The organism is Burkholderia sp. 4M9327F10, from assembly GCF_005503145.1.
GTDB lineage: Bacteria > Pseudomonadota > Gammaproteobacteria > Burkholderiales > Burkholderiaceae > Paraburkholderia.
Window position 1 is genome coordinate 116768 of the sequence record NZ_SCNV01000018.1, and the last position, 22208, is coordinate 138975.

Annotated in this window: 18 protein-coding genes and 1 pseudogene; 11 read left to right on the forward strand and 8 right to left on the reverse strand. The window is 55.9% G+C overall.

The window, feature by feature from the left end; all coding sequences use genetic code 11:
* Nucleotides 1–169 precede the first annotated feature (169 nt).
* The gene (locus FFS45_RS18420; protein ID WP_137956056.1) at nucleotides 170–1294 is read right to left on the reverse strand and encodes an aldo/keto reductase; all 1125 of its coding nucleotides are present in this window, start codon (nucleotides 1292–1294) and stop codon (nucleotides 170–172) included.
* Nucleotides 1295–1408: 114 nt separating this feature from the next.
* Here FFS45_RS18420 and FFS45_RS18425 point away from each other — a divergent pair, with 114 nt between their 5' ends.
* The 5 genes from FFS45_RS18425 to FFS45_RS18445 all read left to right on the forward strand — a co-directional run bounded on the left by FFS45_RS18425 (nucleotide 1409) and on the right by FFS45_RS18445 (nucleotide 7429).
* Nucleotides 1409–2323: a LysR family transcriptional regulator gene (locus tag FFS45_RS18425; protein WP_249362838.1), complete on the forward strand. Its 915-nt coding sequence runs from the start codon at nucleotides 1409–1411 to the stop codon at nucleotides 2321–2323.
* Nucleotides 2324–3542: 1219 nt separating this feature from the next.
* A complete protein-coding gene (locus tag FFS45_RS18430) occupies nucleotides 3543–4919 on the forward strand; it encodes a hypothetical protein (protein WP_137956057.1) in 1377 nt (458 codons plus the stop codon).
* A 104-nt stretch (nucleotides 4920–5023) separates the two neighbouring features.
* Complete coding sequence (locus tag FFS45_RS18435; protein WP_137956058.1) at nucleotides 5024–5476, forward strand: hypothetical protein; 453 nt, start codon at nucleotides 5024–5026, stop codon at nucleotides 5474–5476.
* 79 nt (nucleotides 5477–5555) lie between these two features.
* Complete coding sequence (locus tag FFS45_RS18440) at nucleotides 5556–6047, forward strand: hypothetical protein (RefSeq protein ID WP_137956059.1); 492 nt, start codon at nucleotides 5556–5558, stop codon at nucleotides 6045–6047.
* Between the two features lie 581 nt (nucleotides 6048–6628).
* Complete coding sequence (locus tag FFS45_RS18445; protein ID WP_137956060.1) at nucleotides 6629–7429, forward strand: hypothetical protein; 801 nt, start codon at nucleotides 6629–6631, stop codon at nucleotides 7427–7429.
* A gap of 76 nt (nucleotides 7430–7505) precedes the next feature.
* Here FFS45_RS18445 and FFS45_RS18450 read toward each other — a convergent pair whose 3' ends face one another.
* Nucleotides 7506–7985, reverse strand: coding sequence for a hypothetical protein (locus FFS45_RS18450; RefSeq protein ID WP_137956061.1), 480 nt, complete (start codon nucleotides 7983–7985; stop codon nucleotides 7506–7508).
* A 106-nt stretch (nucleotides 7986–8091) separates the two neighbouring features.
* On the reverse strand, nucleotides 8092–8790 hold the full coding sequence (locus tag FFS45_RS18455) for a hypothetical protein (RefSeq protein WP_137956062.1): 699 nt from the start codon (nucleotides 8788–8790) through the stop codon (nucleotides 8092–8094).
* Between the two features lie 1607 nt (nucleotides 8791–10397).
* Between FFS45_RS18455 and FFS45_RS18460 the strand changes: the two genes are divergently transcribed.
* The 6 genes from FFS45_RS18460 (at nucleotide 10398) to FFS45_RS18485 (ending at nucleotide 18528) form a co-directional block, all read left to right on the forward strand.
* A complete protein-coding gene (locus FFS45_RS18460; protein ID WP_137956063.1) occupies nucleotides 10398–10976 on the forward strand; it encodes a recombinase family protein in 579 nt (192 codons plus the stop codon).
* A gap of 262 nt (nucleotides 10977–11238) precedes the next feature.
* Nucleotides 11239–13314, forward strand: coding sequence for a DEAD/DEAH box helicase family protein (locus FFS45_RS18465; protein ID WP_137956064.1), 2076 nt, complete (start codon nucleotides 11239–11241; stop codon nucleotides 13312–13314).
* Entirely contained in the window at nucleotides 13311–13529 is a 219-nt protein-coding gene (locus FFS45_RS18470; protein ID WP_137956065.1) for a hypothetical protein, read from the forward strand. Before FFS45_RS18465 ends, FFS45_RS18470 begins: the two co-directional genes overlap by 4 nt.
* Nucleotides 13526–15511 (forward strand): AAA family ATPase, encoded by a 1986-nt coding sequence (locus tag FFS45_RS18475; RefSeq protein ID WP_137956066.1) that lies wholly within the window; start codon nucleotides 13526–13528, stop codon nucleotides 15509–15511. Before FFS45_RS18470 ends, FFS45_RS18475 begins: the two co-directional genes overlap by 4 nt.
* Nucleotides 15508–15894 (forward strand): hypothetical protein, encoded by a 387-nt coding sequence (locus FFS45_RS18480; RefSeq protein ID WP_137956067.1) that lies wholly within the window; start codon nucleotides 15508–15510, stop codon nucleotides 15892–15894. Before FFS45_RS18475 ends, FFS45_RS18480 begins: the two co-directional genes overlap by 4 nt.
* Before the next feature lie 6 nt (nucleotides 15895–15900).
* Complete coding sequence (locus FFS45_RS18485; RefSeq protein ID WP_137956068.1) at nucleotides 15901–18528, forward strand: DNA-directed RNA polymerase subunit alpha C-terminal domain-containing protein; 2628 nt, start codon at nucleotides 15901–15903, stop codon at nucleotides 18526–18528.
* On the opposite strand, the gene FFS45_RS18490 is transcribed toward FFS45_RS18485, so the two are convergent.
* The 5 genes and pseudogenes from FFS45_RS18490 to FFS45_RS18510 form a co-directional block, all read right to left on the reverse strand.
* A complete protein-coding gene (locus tag FFS45_RS18490) occupies nucleotides 18525–19526 on the reverse strand; it encodes a site-specific DNA-methyltransferase (protein WP_249362839.1) in 1002 nt (333 codons plus the stop codon). The two genes, FFS45_RS18485 and FFS45_RS18490, sit on opposite strands and share 4 nt — an antisense overlap.
* 325 nt (nucleotides 19527–19851) lie before the next feature.
* The gene (locus FFS45_RS18495; RefSeq protein WP_137956070.1) at nucleotides 19852–20034 is read right to left on the reverse strand and encodes a hypothetical protein; all 183 of its coding nucleotides are present in this window, start codon (nucleotides 20032–20034) and stop codon (nucleotides 19852–19854) included.
* 420 nt (nucleotides 20035–20454) lie between these two features.
* Nucleotides 20455–21291, reverse strand: a pseudogene (locus tag FFS45_RS18500) (Sir2 family NAD-dependent protein deacetylase).
* 2 nt (nucleotides 21292–21293) lie between these two features.
* Nucleotides 21294–21560, reverse strand: coding sequence for a hypothetical protein (locus FFS45_RS18505; RefSeq protein WP_137956071.1), 267 nt, complete (start codon nucleotides 21558–21560; stop codon nucleotides 21294–21296).
* A gap of 158 nt (nucleotides 21561–21718) precedes the next feature.
* Nucleotides 21719–22009: a hypothetical protein gene (locus FFS45_RS18510; protein WP_137956072.1), complete on the reverse strand. Its 291-nt coding sequence runs from the start codon at nucleotides 22007–22009 to the stop codon at nucleotides 21719–21721.
* Nucleotides 22010–22208: the final 199 nt, after the last annotated feature.

Below are 22208 nucleotides of genomic sequence, written 5' to 3' on the forward strand. Positions count from 1 at the left end.
CGTTCTTTTACTATGCATATGAAAAGACAAATGCACGCCGCATCTCTACTGAGCGTGGCGTGCAGTGCGTTGGACGAGCGTCAGGCTTCCCGGTGATTGGTTTCGCGAATGGCAGGGCAAGCAGCGAGGCAAGCTCATGAAGTGACGTGACGCCGCTCCAGGGTCGTTCTCAGGAAGCCGTGACGTTCGGCTCCGGTACTCTCACGGGGCGGTCGAACGCCGCAGGCTTGCCGGTCACCTCGACCTGGCCGTGAATGCGCGCCTGATGCCCGTCCGCAAACATGTAATACGGGAATGGCCGGGCAGGCTCAGAGACGGCATCGAGGCGCGCGATCAGTTCCGGCGCGAGTGTGAAGTCGAGCGAGCCGAGCGATTCCTGCAGTTGCTCCGGACGAGTCGCGCCGACGATGATGCTCGACACGCCCCGCTTCTGGTGCAGCCAGTTCAGCGCGACCTGGGCCATCGGCCTGCCTGCCTCGCGTGCAACCGCCTCCAGCACGGCTACGATCCGGAAGTTGCGCTCGGTCAGCTTGTCGAAGCCCGGCGGCGGGTTGCCGGCAAGGCTTGCCAGCCGGCCTGCACCTGCAATGCCGTGCCCCGCGCCGTCCTGCGATGGGCGGTACTTTCCCGAAAGCACTCCCATGCCGAGCGGACTCCACGGCACGAGCCCCATTCCGAGGTTGGCGGCGAGATCGGCGAACTCGTTTTCAGCGTTGCGCTCGATCATCGAGTATTCGAGCTGCATGGCCGCCACCGGTTCGAAGCCGCGCCAGTCCGCGAGCGTCTGGGCTCGTCCTGCGAACCACGCGGGCGTATCCGACAAGCCCACGTAGCGGATTTTCCCGGCCCGCACGGCGTCGTCCATTGCGCGCATGACTTCTTCTACCGGCGTGACGCGGTCCCAGGTGTGCAGGTAATAAAGATCGATGTAGTCGGTGCTGAGGCGTTTTAACGAGCCGTCCAGCGCACGCATCAGATTCTTGCGGTGATTGCCGCCGGCGTTTGGATTGCCGGTTTCGGCGTTGTAGCCGAACTTTGTCGCAATCACCAGCCGGTCGCGCAGGCCGCGCGCCGCAACGAATTTGCCCACCCACGTTTCGCTGGTGCCTTCCGTGTACAGATCGGCGGTATCGATGAAGTTGCCGCCCGCGTCCACGTAGAGGTCGAACAGGCGCTGGGCGGATTTCTCTTCGGCGCCCCAGCCCCATTCGGTGCCAAACGTCATGGTACCGAGCGAGATGGGGCTGACGCGCAGGCCGGAGCGGCCAAGCAAGGTGTACTGGTGCATCGTCATGATGTGTCCTCCAGGTTGTTGGGCGATGGAGGTATCGTGCGCTGATTCTTTGCTTGGAAAAATAGCGGTTGTCTGCAAGGATTATGAAGTCATGCTTCATAATTAAGAGACCGCTTGGATCCTGCACAGTTACCGGCGTTGATGGCCTTCGCCGCCGTGGCGCGACACGGCAGTTTCACGCGTGCGGCGGGCGAGTCGGGTGTTTCGGCGTCGGCGTTGTCCCAGTCGGTGCGTGCGCTGGAAACGCAACTCAAGGTACGCCTGTTCAACCGGACCACGCGCCGCGTGGCTCTCACCGAGGCGGGCGCGCAGTTTCTCGAACGCGTGCGGCCCGCGCTCGCGGCACTCGAGTCCGCCTTCGACGCGCTCGACGAAACCCGCGACCATCCGGCCGGCACTTTGCGGATCAACCTCGCGCGGGTGGCAAGCGAACTGCGGTTGCTGCCGCATCTGGGCGAGTTCGCACGCCTGTATCCGCATATCGGCCTCGAAATGGTGCTTGACGACGGTCTCGCTGACCTTGTGGGCGAAGGTTTCGATGCGGGCATCCGGCTGGGCGAGCGCCTCGCGCAGGACATGGTTGCCATTCCACTGGGCGGCGAGCTCGGCATCGTGGTGGCGGGCTCACCCGCCTATTTCGAGCGCTATCCGCGGCCGCAGACGCCGGACGACCTGGCTGGGCACGATTGTCTGCGTTACCGGTTTTCGACAAGCGGCGGCATTTATCGCTGGGAGTTTGTGCAGCCCGGCGATCCGTCGCGAGTGTTTGATGTCGACGTGCGGGGGAGCTTCGTGACCAACGATTTGCGCACCATGGTGCGCGCGGCGGAGCAGGGAATGGGGCTGCTGCACGTCATGGATGAATATGTGCGTGAGCAACTGGCAGACGGACGGCTCGTGCCTGTGCTCGAAGCGTGGTGTCCGCGCTTTGCTGGGTTCTATTTGTATACGGCCAGCCGCGCGCAGATGCCGCTCAAGCTGCGCGTACTGATCGATTTCCTGCAGGGCAAGTATCGCGAGCGGGCGTGACGCTGAGCGCCCGTTATGTTCGCGGGTTTTATCCTAAAACCGCATGCATTCGAATGGATTCCAGCCTTGGCTGTGTTTCACTTCTTTCAGTTAGTGCGGGTAGTTCACGCACATCGCGAAGACCCACAACGCAAAAAGCCCAATCGCAGGGACTGGGCTTTTGCTTGAATCTTTATGGTGCCGGAAAGAGGAATCGAACCCCCGACCTTCGCATTACGAATGCGTTTTTCATGGTAGGTGAGGGGAGTCTGCGATAACTGAAGATCAATAAATTCAGCAACCTACGTGATGTACGACGAAATTTCCAATCGCTGGCTATCCCGTGTTTTCATTGTCGCTGTGCCACCAGTGTGCCAGGGCAGCTACGGCGAGGCAAGAACTCGTGCCATGGACGTGAGGCCGTCAATTGGGAGTCGCATGACGATCCTGAACGGCCTCTCGTGCCGCGGGGGTCAATGTCCGCTGCGCAGCCCCAACGCAGACTTCGGCATGCGGTACCCATAAGCGTCTTTGTCGGTCTGGTCCGTTAGCCTGCCCCAAGCGCTGCGCAAACGACGCCAGGCTACACGATGCGTGATATTGGACGCAACCGTGGTCCAACAAGAACGCCAGCCGAGCGTGTTCCATATCCGACGCAATCTACCGATTCTGATTTCCGCGAAGTGGCCGCGGAAGACATGTGGTAAAGAATTTAGTAAGCGTATTTTTCAAATAATCAAACCCGATTTCAGGCTACATGCGACGTGATCGCAAACGGGCTTGTAAAAGCAATTGGCGGGCTCTATAACCAATCTCGATACGTTACGATTGGAAAGTCGATAGTGACGTATCGACGGGCAAGCAACCTGAGACCGTTTCGCTGCGCTGCTGCATCGTACTTCGAAGAAGTCGTTCCCGAAATAAACGAAATACATCGGAGTGGGAATGAGAACAGATGCGTTGCTTGTCGACACGGTGTTCCGCGCCGCCCCTCATCTCGGCTTCCTTTGGTATTTCACTTTACCTCTGGGTTCTCTCCCGCATACAAATAGATTACGAAAATCTTGCGGATCAGTGTGTGGGCTCGAAATGACGTGTGGGTTACGCGGGTACGGTTTGAGAATGGGAATATCTCTGACGTTACGTTAACCAGAAGGAATTTTTCTCTATTTTCTTTATTCGGCTGCAAGCCCTACTTTTTCACGTTAATGCACTGCGTAAAAAATTCAAGGAGAATAATATGTCTATATTCGATACAGATGATACGGCGTGGTCGGCACTAACAAAGACATTTGAAACCATTATGCAGCCCCCTGAATCGCGAATCGTCGTGCAAGCTCCCACAGTTTTCCGACCTCTTGATATAAATTCGGGCGTGGAGCAGCATTTGGCAATCTTTAGAAAGCTTCTTGTCGGAGATAAGATACCGGCCTACGGTAACAAGAATACAAACAGCTACATTGACACGGGTGCATCGGTTCAGATGGCCTACGGACAGTATCTGCAAGGACTGAATGTCTCGCTGACCACGAGGTATGCATCGACACAGGACCAGCAGAAGATAATAGATCTAAGGACCAAATACAACGATGCCGCACACGCTCTTCGAACTTTTGAGAAAACTGCCGAGGCCGATTGGAAGCAGCAAAAACTGGCCAATCCGGGATTGAGTAGAATCGATTGGGATAATAACTACGGTGATATAGGCTACACGCCGATGTTGAAGGAGCTGACGGATGACGTGACAGAGCGATACGGTTACTGGCAAGGTGCGGCACATCCTTACCCAGAACTAACGCGTGTCATTAATAGGATATATGACTACGATAATAATCCGGCGAATGCCATTTATCTGCCAGAAACAACGGATGATCTGTCCGATCCACCTGAAAGCTGGACGCGTTTTTTGAAAACCAACCTTAATTTGCCAGATGATTTCTTTACTCATGATGCCGTTCAGGATGTCGCGTTAAATCAATCGTCTTCCACATCGACAAATTACGAGTCTCGATGGGAGGCGGGAGGGAGTGTTTCGTACGGATTTTTCAGTATTGGAGGCTCGGCGGGGGGAGGCAATATTGAAGACCATTTGCGCGCGGGAACGCAGAATTTGACATTCTCTTTCAAGCGCTTGGTCCCGGTCGAAGTGCTTCGAGGGCAGTGGTACGACGAAGGACTTCTGGCAGCCCCGTTTAATACGTACGTTGATGCAAGCGAATATTGGAACCGAGGCGGCCAACTGCCTTTAATCCCAACGACTGCCCTCATTGGACGCGGATTGGAGGTTTCGATTCAAACGTCCAGCACGGTGTTCGATGAATTTCAATCGTGGTACCACAGCAGTGGTAGTCTGGGATTCTCCTTTGGTCCATGGTCAGTTGGGGGTGGGGCGAATCAATCAACCTCAAGCAGTTCGATTACAAATACGTCCAGCGGAACTACGCTGAGCTTTACCGATGATTCCGATACTCCATACATTATTGCTGTTGCCTCGATAAAGATGGAAGATTGGGTTAACAGCCGATCGGAGGCAATGGCAATTGGTCGAGAGAAGTTAGAACAGTTAATTCGATCAGCGACAGAACGTGACCATAAAGTGCCGAAGCTAGTAGAGTGAGGAAGACGTTCTTGCATCGTGCTCGGCCCGACCGAATTTCAGTGAGGCGACGGTAGTTATGCGTCGTTCCGAGCACTTGCATGATTACCCACCCGGGGTTATAAATGAAAAATGAAATTGACCGAATATATTCATCGAAATTTTACGCATTTGCCTCTGTGATATTTTTCACCCTTGTGATGGTTGGCTGTGCGACTGCTAGAGTATATCCAGTATGCATTTATCATGTGGAGTCTGGTCAGACGGCGCAGCAAACTTGGTCGAAAGCAAAGCCAGTTCTTGAAAGCGTCCTTTTGGAGTTTGTGCGTAATCCTGCCGATCGTGTGGTCACTTCTACCGCTGCCATTGTCAACGCCTCTTACATTACTCATGCAAATATCGAACGCATTTGGGCAAATTTCGCATGCATAGGGAGTACCGACGACGCGGCGGTGGATGATATCAATCTGCGCGATTGCCAAACTCAAGTCGCACGCTTTGTAAATCAGCCATGGTCTAGCTGGCCCGGTCCGACACCTGAGGGCGCACCGGTTTGCTATCAGGTCAATTCAGATTGAATCGACGGAGGGAATGTTTTCGATTTTTTGAAATCGACACAAGAGATCCGAATTCTGTCTGTCATTAATTGGAGGAGGCATGCAAAATCTGGGAGCAGTAATTTCGGCAAATGCAAGAGCATTGATACTATCGTTTCTGACCATTGGCTTACTTTGTCTCTATGCGTGGGCAACATTTTCGATGGTTCAGGCGGCCCTATCGTGTAATGTCCATCAGATTGATTGCTCGGTAACTCAGCGTCTCTCATCTTTGACGACGACACTGCAAAGCCTTGTCTCCGCAGTGGTCGTCACGGTACTTGCAATATCGCCGGCGAAGGGACCGCTGAACCTCCGACCTTTCGGCGTAAGCCCAGAAAGTAATCTGCAGTCACCTGTCGCTACTATTTTGGCGCTTTTCTATGTGTTCGCGTGGTTTTTCGTGGGGGCTACCGCCTTGATCGTGGGGGCGATTGTGCTTAGCGACCCAACGGCCAAAATTTTTTCTGACCTGGTAAGTGTGGGGCAATCGTGGCTAGGTTTGGCGATCGGAGCGGTGTACGCGTATTTCGGCGTCGATCGGAGTGGTTAATGATTAAGTTTTCGGGCAAAGATCGAATGTCTGAGATAAACCCGCAAACGGCCAGTCACCAATCTTGTTCAGATGACTCAGAATGTTTAGGTTTGTAGGATGCCTGCCCTCGAATGGCCGGTTTGTGGCAGATTGCTTTTCTCGAGACGGCACAGGGCAATGGCAAAGGTGCTCTGTTGTCCGAACTCTGAAGTCACCTCCAACCTGCTTAGGTCATTGACTGTTCCATTGCTCCGCGGACCCCATGATCGGGCCCGCAGCGTACCGTCCGAGCTGTTCGTGATCGCTCATTTACCGTTCCATGTCTTGATTGATGGCTGTATCTATTTGATAAATAATGGTTTTTTATATCAACATATAAATACTGCCTCTAGACCTCTAGAATATCCATGCGTCGTCTGGCAAAATCCCTGAAAACCTACCTTTTGGGGTTCAGCCATGACATTTTCCTTCCCGGCATTGCTCGAACTGCTCCATGCCCTAGGAGCCGTCTCGCCGACCAATCTCGCCATTTGTTTCCTCGGACTCACTTCGCTGGGCGTGATCTGGCTCGGCGCGCTTCTCGCTAGGAGCCGGTCAAGATGAGCGCGCGGATCAAGCAGCCGAATCGCGACCTGCAATGGGTCAGGATGCCGACTTGGTGGGCTAGCAGACCAGAGATTCACGAGACACTGGCAGACGCGCCGGCCGGTGACGCGATCGCGGCACTGAAGCTCTATCTTGGGCTGTGCGCGAACGCCAATCGAAAGCCAACCGATCGGTTGCCCCAGACCGGGAGCGTCGAGGCCACGCTTTCCGAATGGAGCGCGTTCCTCGGCCTGTCGAGACCCATGGTGATTGCAGGGTTGAGCCTGCTGGTCCAGCTCGAGGTCATTGAACGGCTACAGGTGCGCCCCAGCATCTACCGGCTTGTGCGCTACGAAGACATCGGCTACTGGACCCGACTGCCGCACCAGCATCTCGCGGTGTCGCGGGCTTCCGGAACGCTGCAAAAACTCGTCGACATGACCAACCGCTCGGTTACCACACTGCACGCGCTGCAGCTCTACGTCTACCTCGCGTCGATCCGCGACAGGAAGACACTGCAGGCGCGGGTAAGTTACACGAAACTGACCGACACGCTGCATATGAGTCGCGCCTCGGTGGCACGGGGCCTGTCCATCCTGGTCAACCACGATCTGGTCAATATGCGGCAGAACGACTATGACCCGGTCCTGAAAAAGAAGATGGCCGGGGTGTACTGGCTGAAGGGGCGAATCGGTGCCGCCGGCGAAGACCAACTCCTCGGTCCTGCCGGGGAAAGCCAGCTTCTCGATGTCGCTACTTCCGATCCCCCGGTGGCCAGCCTTGCATCATCGAACTATGCCGATCACCTTGCGTAGGACTTGATCGGCATCCGCAACCCATCCGCCATGCCGTTGACCGGGCGGGTGCCCTGATCTAGAGCACAAGGCGGGTTCAGGTTTGCCTCCCGCGTCCCGCGATCACACCTTGCGCGTACCAGCATCCATGGCTGTTGGTGGGCGAAAACGATTCCCATGGAGTGGCCTGGCAGACCGGTGAGTTTTCCATTGCGAGGGGAGCTTTGCAAACCTTGGCGTAATAGCAGGCGCAACGATTTGCGCCTGACGCCTTGGCGATTGTCCCGTCGACCCGCAGGTGAGCGTGGGAGAAGTGCAGGAGCGACTGAGCACCGATAATCTCGCTGACATAACCGTCACGGGGCTCGTTCTCGGAAAAAAACAGCAGATCTTCGATATCGTCTGCCGCGTCAATTACCTGTATGACAGGGCACACCGGCAGTGTCTTCAGCATACTCATCATCGGCTCGTGATCGGGCATCCGATCAACCGCTTTAATCTCGAACAGCCTGTCGTTTGTTCGCACAGTAAACAGATCCCGGCACCACTGCGCCATGTGGCCAAAGCCTTTAGCCAAACGCCACGTCTACCGCGAGCCACGTCCGACCGTAGTCGGACCCGGCTCGGACATTGGTGTGTCCGGTAGAGCGTACCCGTCCTCAGCCAGACATCGCGCACACTTCTTACCGCTTTTTTCGGCGAATCTGTATGGCCGGCGGAGTAGCATTCGATCCCAGACGTCCGCGCCCGATCGGAATAAAGCCCGATCGCGTGAAATCTAGGGTTGGTGTCATGTCGTCCTTGGGCTCTATTGTGCTTGGTCGTTGTTTGTCATAGATCTGCATGCACTCTTTGGTCTTTTCGATTACAAGTATCACGTAGTCGAAGGGATACTTTGCTTCACTAAGAAGGTAATTGGCCCATAGAGTAAGATATCTAATTAAGTCGGATTTCCCCGACAGGAGTTCGGTGGACGCGACCAATACTAATTTATCGAAATCGCCTTCTTCGTGGTATGCGTTGTACTTTTCTGCCTTACCCTTCACGCCCTCTGTGATGTACGTCTTAGGAAGCTCGATGGTGGCTCGCTTGGCCACTTCTGCAGGCAGTTCCTCTCCTCGCATATACGCATCGATCCTTTTCGCACTATAGGCATCTACGCTTTTCGTCTCCTTGATATATTCAAGCGCATGAGGAGGGTCCACTGTCGTGATTTCGATGCCGATTCGCGCACCAGTATTTCGACCTCCAGGAGGGGTAGTAACGATGGCCGCATCTGGACGATCGCGTTGATTCTCATCAACTTGGTATTCGCCGAATAGGCGCTTTAGGCAGGGTGCGGCCAATGCTAGAAGATGCCGTTCTTTCGCGATCTTTTCCAAAACGGATCCTTATGATTAACGGGGTATATCTGGTGGTTGGTTCGCGCAGCCACTCGACCTTGACAAATCACGCTACCGGCAACTCCTGTCATGCATGCCCGATGCGCGAGTTACCGAAGTGGGGAGCGCCCTTGGTGCCCAACTATACAAGATTGATCTCGACGCGAGCCCCAGTGGCGAACATAGCCGCAAGAGTTGGAAAGAAAAGGTATACAGGAATGAGCAAGAGTCATACAGTCCGCTTAACGAAGCGGCGCGCGGCGTGAGCCGTACGCCAGAGATTCGATCGAGTTCGACTGTCTCTTTTCTATCGGAACCGCTTTGAACAGTGTAAGCAGCGTTGTGCCAATGCGGCATAACCTTTCGTCGCGACGGACTTCGCAAGCTACGCTGGCTCGTCCGCCCGTTAAACTTGGGCATTAGATCTCTTAGAAAGGCTCAATGACTCTACTCGTATCATGGGCTGGCATTGATACGCATGGCGCTTCATCGCTGTACATCGCTAGTGACAGCAGGCTGTCCTAGGACGAGGCAACTTCGTACGACGCAGGCCGGAAGGTGTTCGCGTTTACGAGGTGGCCCGACGTACTTGGCTATTGCGGAGACGTCCTCTTTCCATCGCTGGCACTAAATCAGATTGTCGACCTGGCTGACGCGGGGCTTCTCTTTGCATCGGATTTTTCGCCCAAGCAGAAGTTTCAAGCCATTGTGGACAAGCTAAACGATTTGGCGTCGGAGTACCCTGCGCTGAGAGCGGGCCTAGCGAAGAACAAGCTAACGATCATCCATGGTTCACGCCATCCGAAAGAAAAGGGAGCTTTCTTCTGTCACGCCATCAGGTGGACTTCAGAAGGGAAGTGGCGGGGAGAAGAGAAACCGATGCCTGCCGCGTCAGGTGTGCTTTTCGCCTTCGGAACCGGAGCGGCAGCTTTCAATGAGAACTACCTGAGGTACAAGAGCGGACCTACGAAAGACACCAGCCGGGCCGTTTTTCATTGCTTTTGTGATGCCCTCTCGAACTCCACAGATCACACGGTCGGCGGCCCACCTCAACTCGTCGGCCTCATTCGGAAGCCTGATTCCGCTGCGTTCACGCTTGGCGTGATCCACGGTGGAAAACGGACATATCTTGGTGCGCACATTGACAATCTAAGGAACTTTGATAGAGTCCAGTGGCGGAACGCCAACTTTGAGCTATGCGATGCTCAAACCATGGAAAGGCTTCCACATGCACAACCACAGCCTGACCCCCTACGCAGGCCGTGAAAAAGGGCAACTCCCTGGACTCCGCGTCAGCGGAGGGCGAGGTGCTATCGGGAACAGGCGCCGCGGCGCCTGTTCCCTACTCAGGGTCATAGCGCACCCAGACCTAACAGTTCCTTCGAGCGAACGTTAGCTCAAACGTTGAGTATCTGCTTTTGACGCCTACAAACGGCTGCTATTGGCCCGGCTACCGCCGGACATTGCCCGCGGTAGCCGTGGCGTTTGGCTAAACTTCAACGCCACGCGCCTGAGCAAAGTTAAACCGTTGCGTTTTGTGTTGCAAATATATAGGGCTCGATGCAATATAATATATATACCCTATTGCAACAACGACAACCACCGCCATGAGCATCATTTCATATCTGCGCGTGTCGACCGCCGGGCAGACGGTCGAAAACCAGCGGCAAGCCATCACCGCCGCTGGCTTCAAAGTTGCCAAGGAGTTTGCTGACGAAGCAACGAGCGGCACCATTGCCGCCGACAGCCGCGACGGCTGGGCGAAGTGTTCGGCCTATCTCCGCGAAGGAGACACGCTAGTCGTCTACGCGCTCGACCGGCTTGGCCGCAGCACCGTTGACGTGCTGACGCAAATCAACGCGCTCAGCGCGAGAGGTGTGCGCTTGGTCATTCTCATGCAGGGATTTGATACCGACACGCCGGCCGGCAAGCTGGCGCTGACCATGTTCGCCGCATTTGCGGAGTTCGAACATGGCATCAGAAAGGAGCGACAGCGTGAAGGCATCGCCCGTGCCCGTTTGGAAAGCGGGAAATATCAAGGCCGTAAGCCGAAGCTTACGGCGGAACAGCAGTCCGAGTTAAAACGACGCTTCGATGCTGGCGAGAACCGTAGTCAGCTAGCACGCGAATTCGAAGTAGACCGCGTAACGGTGCATAGATATTGCGCCTCGGTGACAGGCAGTTAACCAACCGCCGCAGGCAATCGATCCGGCGGCCACCTCGCCGAAACATCCAGGAACAACAAGTCACGTCAAGCCAGTATTTGCAAATTCAACTAGTTGGGGTAAGACGTTCGTCGTCAAGGAAATCCTTCACGGTTTCATTGCATGGTGCATGAATTTCATCCACTATTTGTATAATCTAACGGGCGGAACAAATCCTTCAAAAATCACATAAAAGATCGGTTCGGGAAGCTCGGCCGCATTGGAGCCCTAATAAGAGGCGGGCATGCGTCAGAACACGGGGTTGGCCAAATTTGACTTTTCTACTGAGTACCGGACGGGTGACCTCGATCCGGTTAACGGGTTCTATCGCCCATGCCTGCTAAATGCCACGGACTATAAACGAGCAGTAGGTTATTTCCGGTCATCCGTCTACCTGATCGTTGGACCAGCCACTGTGGAATTTGCGAGGAGGGGTGGCAAGATTCGGTTGGTTTGCTCTCCATCCGTTACGGCCGAGGACATGGAGAGCATCGAGGCAGGCTATGAAGCGCGTATTGAACGCGTTGCAATGAATCTTGAAGTCGAGATAGACCGGATGCTGGCCTCCGAAAACACCGCTTACCGCACTCGGGTACTGGCAACCTTGATCTCCGTCGGTGCGCTGGACATCCGGCTGGCGCTGCGGCCGGAGGGATATGGGCTCTACCATGAAAAAATCGGAATATTTAGGGATTCAACCGGAAACCGGGTCAGCTTCCTCGGGTCCGCTAATGAAACCTGGAACGGCTGGCACAACAGGGGCAACCATGAGGCCATAGAGGTCTTTTGCAGCTGGCGAGAAGGGGCTGAGGGACAGCGTGTGGAACGCCACGATAGCTATTTCGAGCGACTGTGGGCCGGAACTGTGGCGGGCGTGGAGATCGTCCCTTTTCCGGAGGCTGCAAAGAAACGTCTGCAAACAGTGAGTCTCGAAGGAATCGAAGGCGTGGATACAGGCGGACTAAACGAAGACACGGGTAAACGCGCGGCACTGCCGCACCAGGCGGCCGCGATCGAGGCTTGGAAGCGCGCTGGTAGTCGCGGAATATTTGAACACGCCACCGGCAGTGGGAAGACTTTCACTGCTCTGTTGGCCGTTAAAGAGCACATTGCAAAAGGCCTGCCCGCGCTCATTCTGGTTCCAAGCGCTCTGTTGCTGGAGCAATGGGCGACAGAAATCCGGGACGAATTGCCGGAGGCGATCCTTCTTCGGGCTGGATCTGGGCACAATCGTTGGAAGCAAGCTGGACGTCTGTCGGGGTTGACGGATCCTTCGCCAGAATATGGGCCGCGGGTGATTCTGTCGACTATGCAGACCGCAGCCACGGATAGTTTCCTAGCGGAGGCCAGCGGCGGCCTTCACCTAATGCTGGTCGCAGATGAAGTGCATCAAATCGGTAGCCCGTTCAACGCCCGTGCCATGGGAATCGAAACGGGCCCAAGGCTCGGTTTGAGTGCGACGCCCATTCGATACGGCGATCCGGAAGGCACGGCAAAGATCTTTGACTACTTTGGGCCGGTTATTCCGCCAGCCATCTCCCTTCAGGATGCTATTCAATCCGGGCGCCTAGTTGAGTATGAATATCATCCCCATCCAGTGCACCTCACCGCTGAGGAGGCTGATAACTGGAAGGCGCTCACCCACCGAATCTTCCTGGAGATGAACAAGACGCGAGACGATGCCTCCGGCGGCGGCTCCCTTAGCGACAGGGCAAAGATGCTCCTTATCCAGCGCTCCCGCATCGCGAAGAAGGCGAGCGGCAAGATCGGCCTCGCGACAGACGTGCTTCGCGCTGTCTATCGAAAGGGACAGCGTTGGCTTGTATATTGCGAAGATGGGCAACAATTGGCCGAAATCCTCGACGCACTGACACAGGCTGGTCTATCGGCAATGGAATATCACACGGGCATGATCGGTGACCGCGCAGCGGCGCTCGCCTGGTTTCGTTCGTTCGGCGGCATACTCGTCTCTATTAAGTGTCTCGACGAAGGTGTCGATATACCGGCTGTCGACCATGCACTAATCCTTGCTTCATCTCAGAATCCGCGGCAGTTTATTCAGCGGCGGGGACGCGTGTTGAGAAGCGCGCCGGACAAGCATATTGCGGTCATCCACGACGCAATCGTTGTACCGCTGAATCTGGAAGACGAGCCGGAACAGCTTTCGTTGTTAAAAAGCGAATTCGTTCGAGCGATTGAATTTGCGGAATCTGCGATTAATAGGACCGCTGGGGCGGAATTGCGAGCGATGGCCAATACTATGGGTCTCGATCCCGATCTTTGGCGGAACGCTGGAGTGGAAGAGGAAGAAAAAGAATGAGAGAGCCGCAAGAAGCAAACGATATGGCGCTGGACACGCTGTTATCGGTAGCGCGCGAAGTTGCCCCAGAGCTGCCAGAGCACCTTCTACGTCGGGTATTCGCTTTGCAACGAACTCACCAGTTCGACACGGACCGTGATGCGTCGGTGCTCGAGTTGCAACGCGCCGTGGAGGAGTTTGTTGGTCACTCCGGCAGCAGCGAGGTTGTCCAATGAAGCTTATCTCTCTGACGGTCGAGAACTTCATGCCCTACAAGGGCGAGGTAACGCTTGCTTTTCCGCAAGATCCGACGCGGAATGTGATGGTCGTGTTCGGTGACAATATGCGCGGAAAAACGAGCCTGCTCAATGCTCTCCGATGGGTTTTCTATGGCAAAGCTCTCGGTAGGCATCTTCGCGAAGTACCGCTTCATGAATTGCTAAATAAAGAAGCCGCGCTGGAAGGCTGCTGGACAATGGATGTGAGCGTGCAGTTCGAGGCGGAAGGGCATCTTTATGACCTGCGCCGCCGGGCAACGAAACGCAACATAGTCGCGCAGGCTACCCGGCCAGAGGACTTTGAGGTGCTTGTCGCCTTAAAGAAAGACGGCATACCCATCGCGGGGAACCTGGTTGACGCGGAGATAAACCGCTTCGCCCCTGAGCAGGTTTCCCGGTTTTTCCTCTTCGACGGCGAGTTGCTGCAGGAGTACGAGACGCTCCTAATTGAGGGTAGCGAGCAGGGCAAACTCATTAAGGATGCAATTGAGCAGGTGCTTGGCGTCCCGACTCTGATTCATGGCCGGGATGAAGCAACCACCCTCTTGCGAAGCGCAACGAAACAGCAGACGAAGGATCTGGCACATGTGGCTGGGCTGGAAAGCCAGGCACAGCGTCAAGCTTCGTGGCAAACAAAGCTCGAGTCTTTCGAGGATGACTATGGCCGACTGAAAATAAAGTTGGCGAAAACTGTTGAGGAACGCGCAGCGCTGGACGACGAACTCGAACGGATGGCCCAAGTATACACCGCCAAGCTCCGCATCGATGCCCTTGCTGATCGTGAGCAGAACATCCAACAGGAGCAGAAGTCGTTGGCGGCTGAACGACTCGTGCAATTGCGCGAAGCGTGGCGCGATCTTCTGCGACCGAAGCTAACGGTAAAGCAGACGTTCCTTTTCGAGGCGCAAAGCAAGATTACCGGAGCGATGGACGAGCGTAGCAAGCTTGAGTTGCGCGCGGCAGATTTGCGAACTTTCTTGTCAACGGCATCATGCCCGACTTGTGGCCAGCCCTTGCACGACGACAGGCGTGTCAAGGCAGGTACTGAATTGGGCGAGATCGAGGCGACGCTGAGAACCACAACGATCGATCGGACCGGCCTGACGCAAGTCTCGGCGGAGATTCAGGAGATTAGCCGTTTGCTTAAGCCAGGTGCGGGCTCGAGGATCGGTGACATTGACGCTCAGATGCGCAAGTTAGGCGTGGAACTCACCAAAGTAGAAAACGAAGCAGAGAAACTGCGAGAAGAAATAAAGGGCTATGACACGGCCGATATCGCGCGCAAAAGAGCCTATCGTGATGGCCTCGTACGCGAAGAAGGGCAATTGGGGAGAGATATCGCGGCCAGTCAGGCGAGTATCGACGATGCGAAGAAAGAACTGGGGGTTATCGCTAAAGCTCTCCAGAACCTTCCGCAAGCGCGTGCCAGTCGTAGCACGGCCTTGGCAAAGATGTACGCCGCCATTGAAAAGGTCTTCGGAGAAAGCATCGAACGGCTACGCGACGATTTGCGCCGGCATGTGGAAGCTCGCGCCACTGATTCATTTAAGAGCCTTACAACTCAGAAGGCGTATCAGGGCTTGGAGATCAACAGAAACTACGGATTGACCATTCTGGACGAGCGAGGGGCTCGTGTGACCGTACGGAGCGCGGGTGCCGAACAGATCGTCGCGTTGTCGCTCATTGACGGGCTCGCGCGCACCGGGAGGGCGGCGGGTCCCGTTGTAATGGATACGCCGTTTGGGAGGCTTGACCTGCGACATCGGGACAACATTCTGCGATATCTACCCACAACTACAAGCCAGTTGATTCTGCTTGTACACGACGGCGAGATCCGCCGCGAAACTGACCTGCTGCCAATCGCGGAACGTATTGGGGCTGCTTATCAGATTAACGAGGTAAACCCGCGGCATTCGGTAATCGAAAAGGTGATCTCATGAACTCGCCACTCATTGCAGAACCGACCATGATTGGTCTGAGCGAGAAATCTCACATCCTGCTGAAGCGCCTGAAGGACGATGAACACTTCGCCGAAATGGCCGATGCCTATCGGTTCGGGATCGCACTGGCGCTAGCACACGGAGTTGTTCCGCACGAGCCTCCGTCACCCCGTACGACGATTTTTAGCGTGGCCACTATCGATCCCGACCGGGAAATTGCAAACGCTGTTCGCATGCTTGCAGATACGCAAGATGTGCCTATTTATCGGTGGATCGAGCGGCTTGCAGAGTGGGGCGTCAACGAATTGGCACGTCGTGCTGAGGGCGGGGATATAGATTTCGGCGCGCTTCTCGCGGAAGCCGCGGCATCAGAGAAAGGATGATTTCGAATGCGACCGTTGCGCGTTTATCTTCTCATTCGTCGGAGCACGGACAATTGGGACGCGACTGTTCATCGTGACTTGGAAGCGCTGACAGATGCATGGCGTCCTTACGAGAATGCGCAACTCACAGGTGTTGTGCACGTGGGGTTTTGGCGTCCCGAGACTTCTTCCTTCGAATCGATAGCCGCGCAATGGGACGGCCGAGTGCTATTGACCGCCGCAGCACGATATGCGTTACCCGCGTCGTACGCCGTGGCGCCTGCGCCAATTGGCGAGGTCGAAGGCATTCCTCTGTACGTCGGGCTTGCCGGCTGGGGCTACGAGATTAGTGCGGAGCAGGTAGGACAGTGTGGCCTGTTGACGCCAGATGTTGGTCCTGCTGTCCAACACGGTTTTCGGAGCGGCAATTCTGTCAATGGGGATTGGCTCGTCGCAGAGGCCGGTTCACAGCTTGCAGCTGAGGCGCGAATTGCCGGGGTCATTGACGAGGCGTCGTATATCCAGCAAGAGTCCCGGTTGCCGACAGCGTTGCGAACGCGGCTTGGCCTAGCTCGGTATGTCCATTTCGTCGGATCTGTTCCTGCAGCCGATTCGGTCATCGATAACCTGCAATATGCACCGCCTTGGCTGCTCAAGTTGCCGATATCTGCGTTAGACCTCTCGGTGCGCGCGAGCAACTGCATGCGAGAAAACTGCGTTCAAGTGGTTGAGGACCTCAGCTTGTTCGGGGTCGAAGCTCTCCTGAAATTTGAGAAGTTTGGACGCAAATCTCTCAGAGACGTAGAGGAGAAGCTGGTGAGCGCGTTTGAACGGGGGCCTGCAACACCCATACGCCTGAGTAGCGATCAACCTCTTGCTTCTTCGTCGCACACAGCAGAGTCCGTAGTTCACACTGAGCCGACGCTGCATGCTCTTCACTCCGAAGAAGTCACGAACCTCAAAGAGGCACTTGCAGCGGTACTCGCTCTGCTAAACGAGCGCGACGCGGTCACGATGCGCCTGCGCATGGGGTTCGACGGAAAACCGAAGACGTTACAAGAGATCGGTGAGGCGCTTGGCTTAACACGCGAACGCATTCGTCAACGCGAACAACATTGCGTGAAGATCATGGCGCGACACAGTATTTGGCGCTACGACATGCAGGTCCGATTGGAAAGACTGCTTTCCCGGCGCGAAGATCCCCTACCGCTTTTGGGACTAGAGATTCTTGACCTGTGGTTCGCCGGCGCGGAGCAGCTTGAAGCGCCGCTCGATTTTGCGCTCGAGCATTTTTGCGGGCAACGATTCTCGCTCGTAAGGACGCGCGGGATGGTATTTGTCTCAGCTCTGTCGCAACTCGCCTGGGATAAAGCCGTACGTTCTGCGCTGCGCATCCTCGAAGCTGAGGTCAGTCAACAGCCAACAGAGAGCGACGCACGCAGTATGATCGATTCGCTTCTTGTAGGAGCCGGAGAGGAGCTGCGATCCGAACTTTGGACCGAAGCCACACGCTGGGCTCACTTTGCCGCGTTTGAGGGTGATGGCACACGGCGAAGATTAGTGAGCTTTGGGGCAGGTGCTGAAAGTCTTGTTGAGGCGGTCTTGGCTGGCTCCGACCGGCCAATGCACTATACCGAGATAGCTCGTCTATGTGCCCAACATGGCCGCGATGTCGAGGTCCGTCGCGCGCACCATTCGGCGGCGAACGTGGGGTTGCTCTTTGGACGTGGAGTGTACGGACTTGCCAAGCATATTCCGCTTTCCGCCACTGAGCAGAATATGCTGATCGCGGAAGTCGAGGATCTTATCGAAGGTGCAGACCCGACTAGGCAATGGCACGCGCGAGAGATAGCTGAAGCGATGGAAGAACGCGGTATGGACTTCGGCGGTAGGTTGACGCCCTATGTTGTCTCGATTGCGTTAGAGGGATCTCAGCGCCTCGTTAACCTGGGACGTATGGTTTGGACATCAAGATCAACAGGTGCACGAGGCTCGAATAATCGGATCGACGTCCATCAAGCTGTTGTGTCGTTGTTGATGGCGGAGGGGCGGCCAATGCGGTCAAGCGAGATCAAGGAACGGATCGAGCGTGAGCGCGGTTTGAACTGTTTTTTCCAGATCCATGTAGAAGGACCGTTGGTGCGGCTAGGTGCGGGCCTTTGGGGGTTGATTGACAGGGATCTACCTTTCACAGAGCAAGAGACCGGAGCAATCGTCGATCTGCTTGTGTTGGTGCTTCAGGAAAGGGGTAAAGGTCTGCACGTATCGGAGATTCGAGAAGCACTCGAACCAATTGTGCCTGAGGTAGCAGCGATCGATGACCCAATGGTGTTCGTGGGACTTGCTCAACGGGACGAGAGGTGCGCAACAGGAAAGGGGGGATACGTTTTTCTTCGAGAGTGGGGAGATCCGCGTCGGCTTACGGTCTTGGAGTCGGTTCGACGCGCCTTGGTTGAGGTCGGCGCGGCCGGGATCACATTGGATGCGGTGGTGGCGGCGGCCGAGGCATTGGCGGAGCGGCCAATGCCTCGCCTATTGGTGGGACAGACATGCGGGCACTTAGGCGCTGTCTATGACGAAACGTCCATGCGATGGACGCTTCCCGCGGTGAGCGAGTTGGGTGAAATGAGCGAGTCTGATCGGGAAGCCGCTTAGGCGGCTTGAGTCGTTGATGGGCGAGTTTTCCCGCCGTCCTGAGCCAAGGGGGCATCCTCGTCCAGTACTGGCACAGCACACGGCGCATTGATGCCGTAAGGGGATGGCCTCATCCTGGTTTGGTTCTTCATGTCACCGTCGAAGCGGGCGATGGCACCGGACAGGTAGTCTGTGTTCATCTCTACGCAGGCCCAGCGTCGTCGAAGTGTTTCTGCAACCATACCGGTGACGCACGAGCCTGCAAACGGATCTAAAACCATATCCCCTGGATCAGTCAACATGCGAATGAAATACTCTGGCAAAAGAGCGGGAAATCTCGCTGGATGGACGGCCAGATTATTTGCGTTGCAGAACTCTTGATATTGACCGTTGGATTCCGTGTTGGCTATCGCAAGAAGATTCGGAGGTACCGATCCCCCGTTGTCTTTTCCGAATTTTTCACTTATCACATGCCCACTCGGTCGGGTCTTTGCGTGATAGCCGTTTTTCAAGAGGTCCTTCATCGATTCACTGTAGGGAGCGAGAATCCGACGGTTGCTCGCTTTGGGCCACGGTGTAGGTGAGAGCCACCAGATGCAGTTGACGGCATCTTTTACGCGCACACGTCGCACGTTTACCCATTCGGCGGGCGTGGGAAGCTTTGCGGGATTCCACCAATAATGTTCTTGGCAGAGGTGGAACCCATACTCCTCGCACAGCATGATCAGAAGTTCAAAGTGATACAGACTGCGCGTAGGAAGCCCCGTTTTCCACGCACCGCCGATGTCAATGACTAGGCTGCCCTCGTCTTTGAGTACACGTTTGAAACCCTCAGCAAACGGGCGAAACCAGTCGCAATATGCATGTGCATCTTCGTTGCCGTAGCTCTTCTTCCGAACTAGACCGAACGGAGGCGACGTCATCACCAGATCGACGCTGCCGGTTTTGGCTCGTGTAAGCCAGTCGAGTGAATCACCATTCCACATTGTTCCCAACTTCGTTGTATGAAATTTGGTCAATGGTCTATCGAGTCGTGGAGGGGAGCGTTTTTTGGACGAAACGTCAAGGTCTCGCCGAACAAGTGCCCTGAGATAGTCGCTTAGCGACCTGAACCCGGCTTCCCTTGCCCGCGCTTCCATTGCGCTTTTCTCAGCGTCGCTCAGGCGAAGCGACGCAGTTGTCTCGCGTGGCTCGGTGGCCGTAGGTCTCGCCATTTTTGTCTTGTTCCTGTCCCGTTGGATGTAATACGAAAATCAGGTGAGTTTTCGTATTACATCTCGAATTGTCGCCTTTACGTCTCGCTAGCGCAAGTGGCGCCTCGGCTCATATTGAGGGCTGTTCGCTTCAGCGAATCAACAACTCTGCCACAGCGGTGAATTTGTCCGCGCACCAGAGTTTGAAATAATCGAAGACCTCGCGCTCCCATAGAGAGTGCTGGTCTGGATACACGACCGCGTACTCCGGCATGACGAGATCGTCTTCGTAGCCGCCGATTACCCTGTGCGGTGCCGAGTCGAAAGTAGCCAAGTCACAACACCGGCGTACGTAAGACACGGTTACGCAGATGCTCGTTGCCGAGATGGAAAACGACACAGCCGGATTCACGTTTGCGAAGCGTACTTCCGTTCGCGTCCTGTTGCGTCTGACCGGGACCACCGCGCCGAAAGTTTCCGCATGCTCGGCGGCCCACGCAATAAATACCCTGCGCCGTTGAAAGTACTGCTCCTGCTCGCGTAGTATTTCAGATGCTTTCCCTCCTAAGCGGGAGCGGGACGGGTCGCCGCGCTTGTGCAGGATGCGTGACGGGGATAGCGCAAAACCTTGTCGCTTTGTCGGATAGCAACGGCGCTCGACAGAATCCCTGGCGTGTTTGCAACGACGCCATGAGGTGACTGAAATATCATGGTCATTGGTATATGGACCGCCCGAGGAGGAAGGTAGCCCGGGCTAACGCCAGCAGTCGAGCATCTTGTCGATCCGGTTGAGCATGTCCAGCGCATTCCCTGCGATGCCAACTCCACGCTCTGGGTGAATCGCGTAGTCGTGGGGATTGATGCGGATCACGCGCGGGCCGTGCCGCTCGCTGAAGTGCCGCACGGTGGGTATCGCCCGCCCCGCGCCGATTTCAACCACGGCCAGTTTCTGCAGGGTGGCAAACCACCGCTCAAGCAGGGCCATCTGGCGGGTCGTCCGCGATTCAATCCAGTACCAGTCGCCGAACATCAGGATATTGGGTCGCGCCACCGCCCCGCATCGGGGACAGCGAGACAACGGCGACAGCAGGCGGCAATTCGTCTCGTCGATGTCTATGCTCAGGTCATCGGCCGACCAAAGGTCACGGCGGCACGCGTTGGCACACTGGAGCCAGTGAATCGAGCCGTGGCACTCCACAACCCGTTCATCCGCGAAACTGGCCTTCTGGAAATGACCGTCCACGTTGCTCGTGAACACGAAGGCGCCGCGCTCCATCCGCTCAGCCCATGCGCAGAGGATGCCGTAGCCGCCGTGTGGAACTGTGCGTCGGTAGAGATTGAGCCGGTGTCAGTAGAAGCCCCAGGCGCGCTCCGGGTCATGGCGAAACGCGACCGGGTTGGCGATATCCTCGAAGTGGACACATTCCGCCTGTAGTGTCGGGTAAGCGCGCCAGAATCCTTCCGCGCCACGGAAATCGGGCAGGCCCGAATCGACACCCATGCCCGCACCGGCCGTAGCCAGCAAGCCATCGGCTTCGCGCAGCCACTGGACCGCGCGGGCCAGTGCATCATCGTTCAGACTGTCAGTCATCGTTAAACCGCTTTGCGCGGATGCATCAGAGTCAGAATCGGCGCTTCCGCGAACAATGTAGGGCTCGCCACTGCAAAACCGCCCGTTGGCAACTCCGAAAATACAAGCGATACCATCGCGAGTTCTTTCCTGATTTCCTCGATCAGGACGGCTGGAAGAACACCGGTTATGCGCGTAATCTCGCTGCGTTCGATCCGAACAGCATGCTGAAATCCTGATTCACTCATGCGCTCCATTACGATCTGTGCCACTTCTTCTGCTGCCTTCATCTGTATTTTCTCCTGCCCGTGGGCGAAGTCATGATTGCGCGCCGTTTGGCGATGATCCCCGCTGTCGAATCGATATGAACGAAATCGAAGTGGTGCCGTTCGGAGGGAGCAAGAGCTGCGGTGATGAGCTTCATCGTTATATCTCTGGTACCTCGCGATCAGTCACCCGATTTGCTTGTACCGTCGTCATCGGAATCCCCGCTGGAACCGCTGTCGAGGTTATTCCCATGGGCTGCGATTTCCCGCGACTTTTTGTGGTCCCACGCGAACGGCACGCGGATCTCCGACTGCACTTGCCAGTTGAGACCTAACGACTCGAAGAATTTGCCAACCTCTGGAACCCACAGCGGGCACCCTGCCTTGCGAACGAACATGACGTGCGAGTCCGAGCCGAATTCGCCGTAGTCGTAGAACGTGGCATGACCACCCGCGTCGTTGTACGCCTGCATGAATTTTCGCGGTGCTGAGTCGGCAGGTTCGGCTGACCCGTAGTCGTCGTTGTCGCCATAGGCGAACAGTGCAGGGACCGTGCTGGGGTAGTCCCCCCGAGAATTAGCGGTTGTTCAAGGTAGAATTTTCTAGCAGCAGGATCGACAGGAAATTTTGCATGAAAACGTCCAGATTCACGGAAAGCCAGATCATCGGGAT

Bases quoted from the DNA above. Each gene is read 5' to 3' on its own strand.
- FFS45_RS18420 (WP_137956056.1), bottom strand. From the start codon at position 1,294: ATGACGATGCACCAGTACACCTTGCTTGGCCGCTCCGGCCTGCGCGTC.
- FFS45_RS18430 (WP_137956057.1), top strand. From the start codon at position 3,543: ATGTCTATATTCGATACAGATGATACGGCGTGGTCGGCACTAACAAAG.
- FFS45_RS18435 (WP_137956058.1), top strand. From the start codon at position 5,024: ATGAAAAATGAAATTGACCGAATATATTCATCGAAATTTTACGCATTT.
- FFS45_RS18440 (WP_137956059.1), top strand. From the start codon at position 5,556: ATGCAAAATCTGGGAGCAGTAATTTCGGCAAATGCAAGAGCATTGATA.
- FFS45_RS18445 (WP_137956060.1), top strand. From the start codon at position 6,629: ATGAGCGCGCGGATCAAGCAGCCGAATCGCGACCTGCAATGGGTCAGG.
- FFS45_RS18460 (WP_137956063.1), top strand. From the start codon at position 10,398: ATGAGCATCATTTCATATCTGCGCGTGTCGACCGCCGGGCAGACGGTC.
- FFS45_RS18465 (WP_137956064.1), top strand. From the start codon at position 11,239: ATGCGTCAGAACACGGGGTTGGCCAAATTTGACTTTTCTACTGAGTAC.
- FFS45_RS18470 (WP_137956065.1), top strand. From the start codon at position 13,311: ATGAGAGAGCCGCAAGAAGCAAACGATATGGCGCTGGACACGCTGTTA.
- FFS45_RS18475 (WP_137956066.1), top strand. From the start codon at position 13,526: ATGAAGCTTATCTCTCTGACGGTCGAGAACTTCATGCCCTACAAGGGC.
- FFS45_RS18480 (WP_137956067.1), top strand. From the start codon at position 15,508: ATGAACTCGCCACTCATTGCAGAACCGACCATGATTGGTCTGAGCGAG.
- FFS45_RS18485 (WP_137956068.1), top strand. From the start codon at position 15,901: ATGCGACCGTTGCGCGTTTATCTTCTCATTCGTCGGAGCACGGACAAT.
- FFS45_RS18505 (WP_137956071.1), bottom strand. From the start codon at position 21,560: ATGAAGGCAGCAGAAGAAGTGGCACAGATCGTAATGGAGCGCATGAGT.
- FFS45_RS18510 (WP_137956072.1), bottom strand. From the start codon at position 22,009: ATGCAGGCGTACAACGACGCGGGTGGTCATGCCACGTTCTACGACTAC.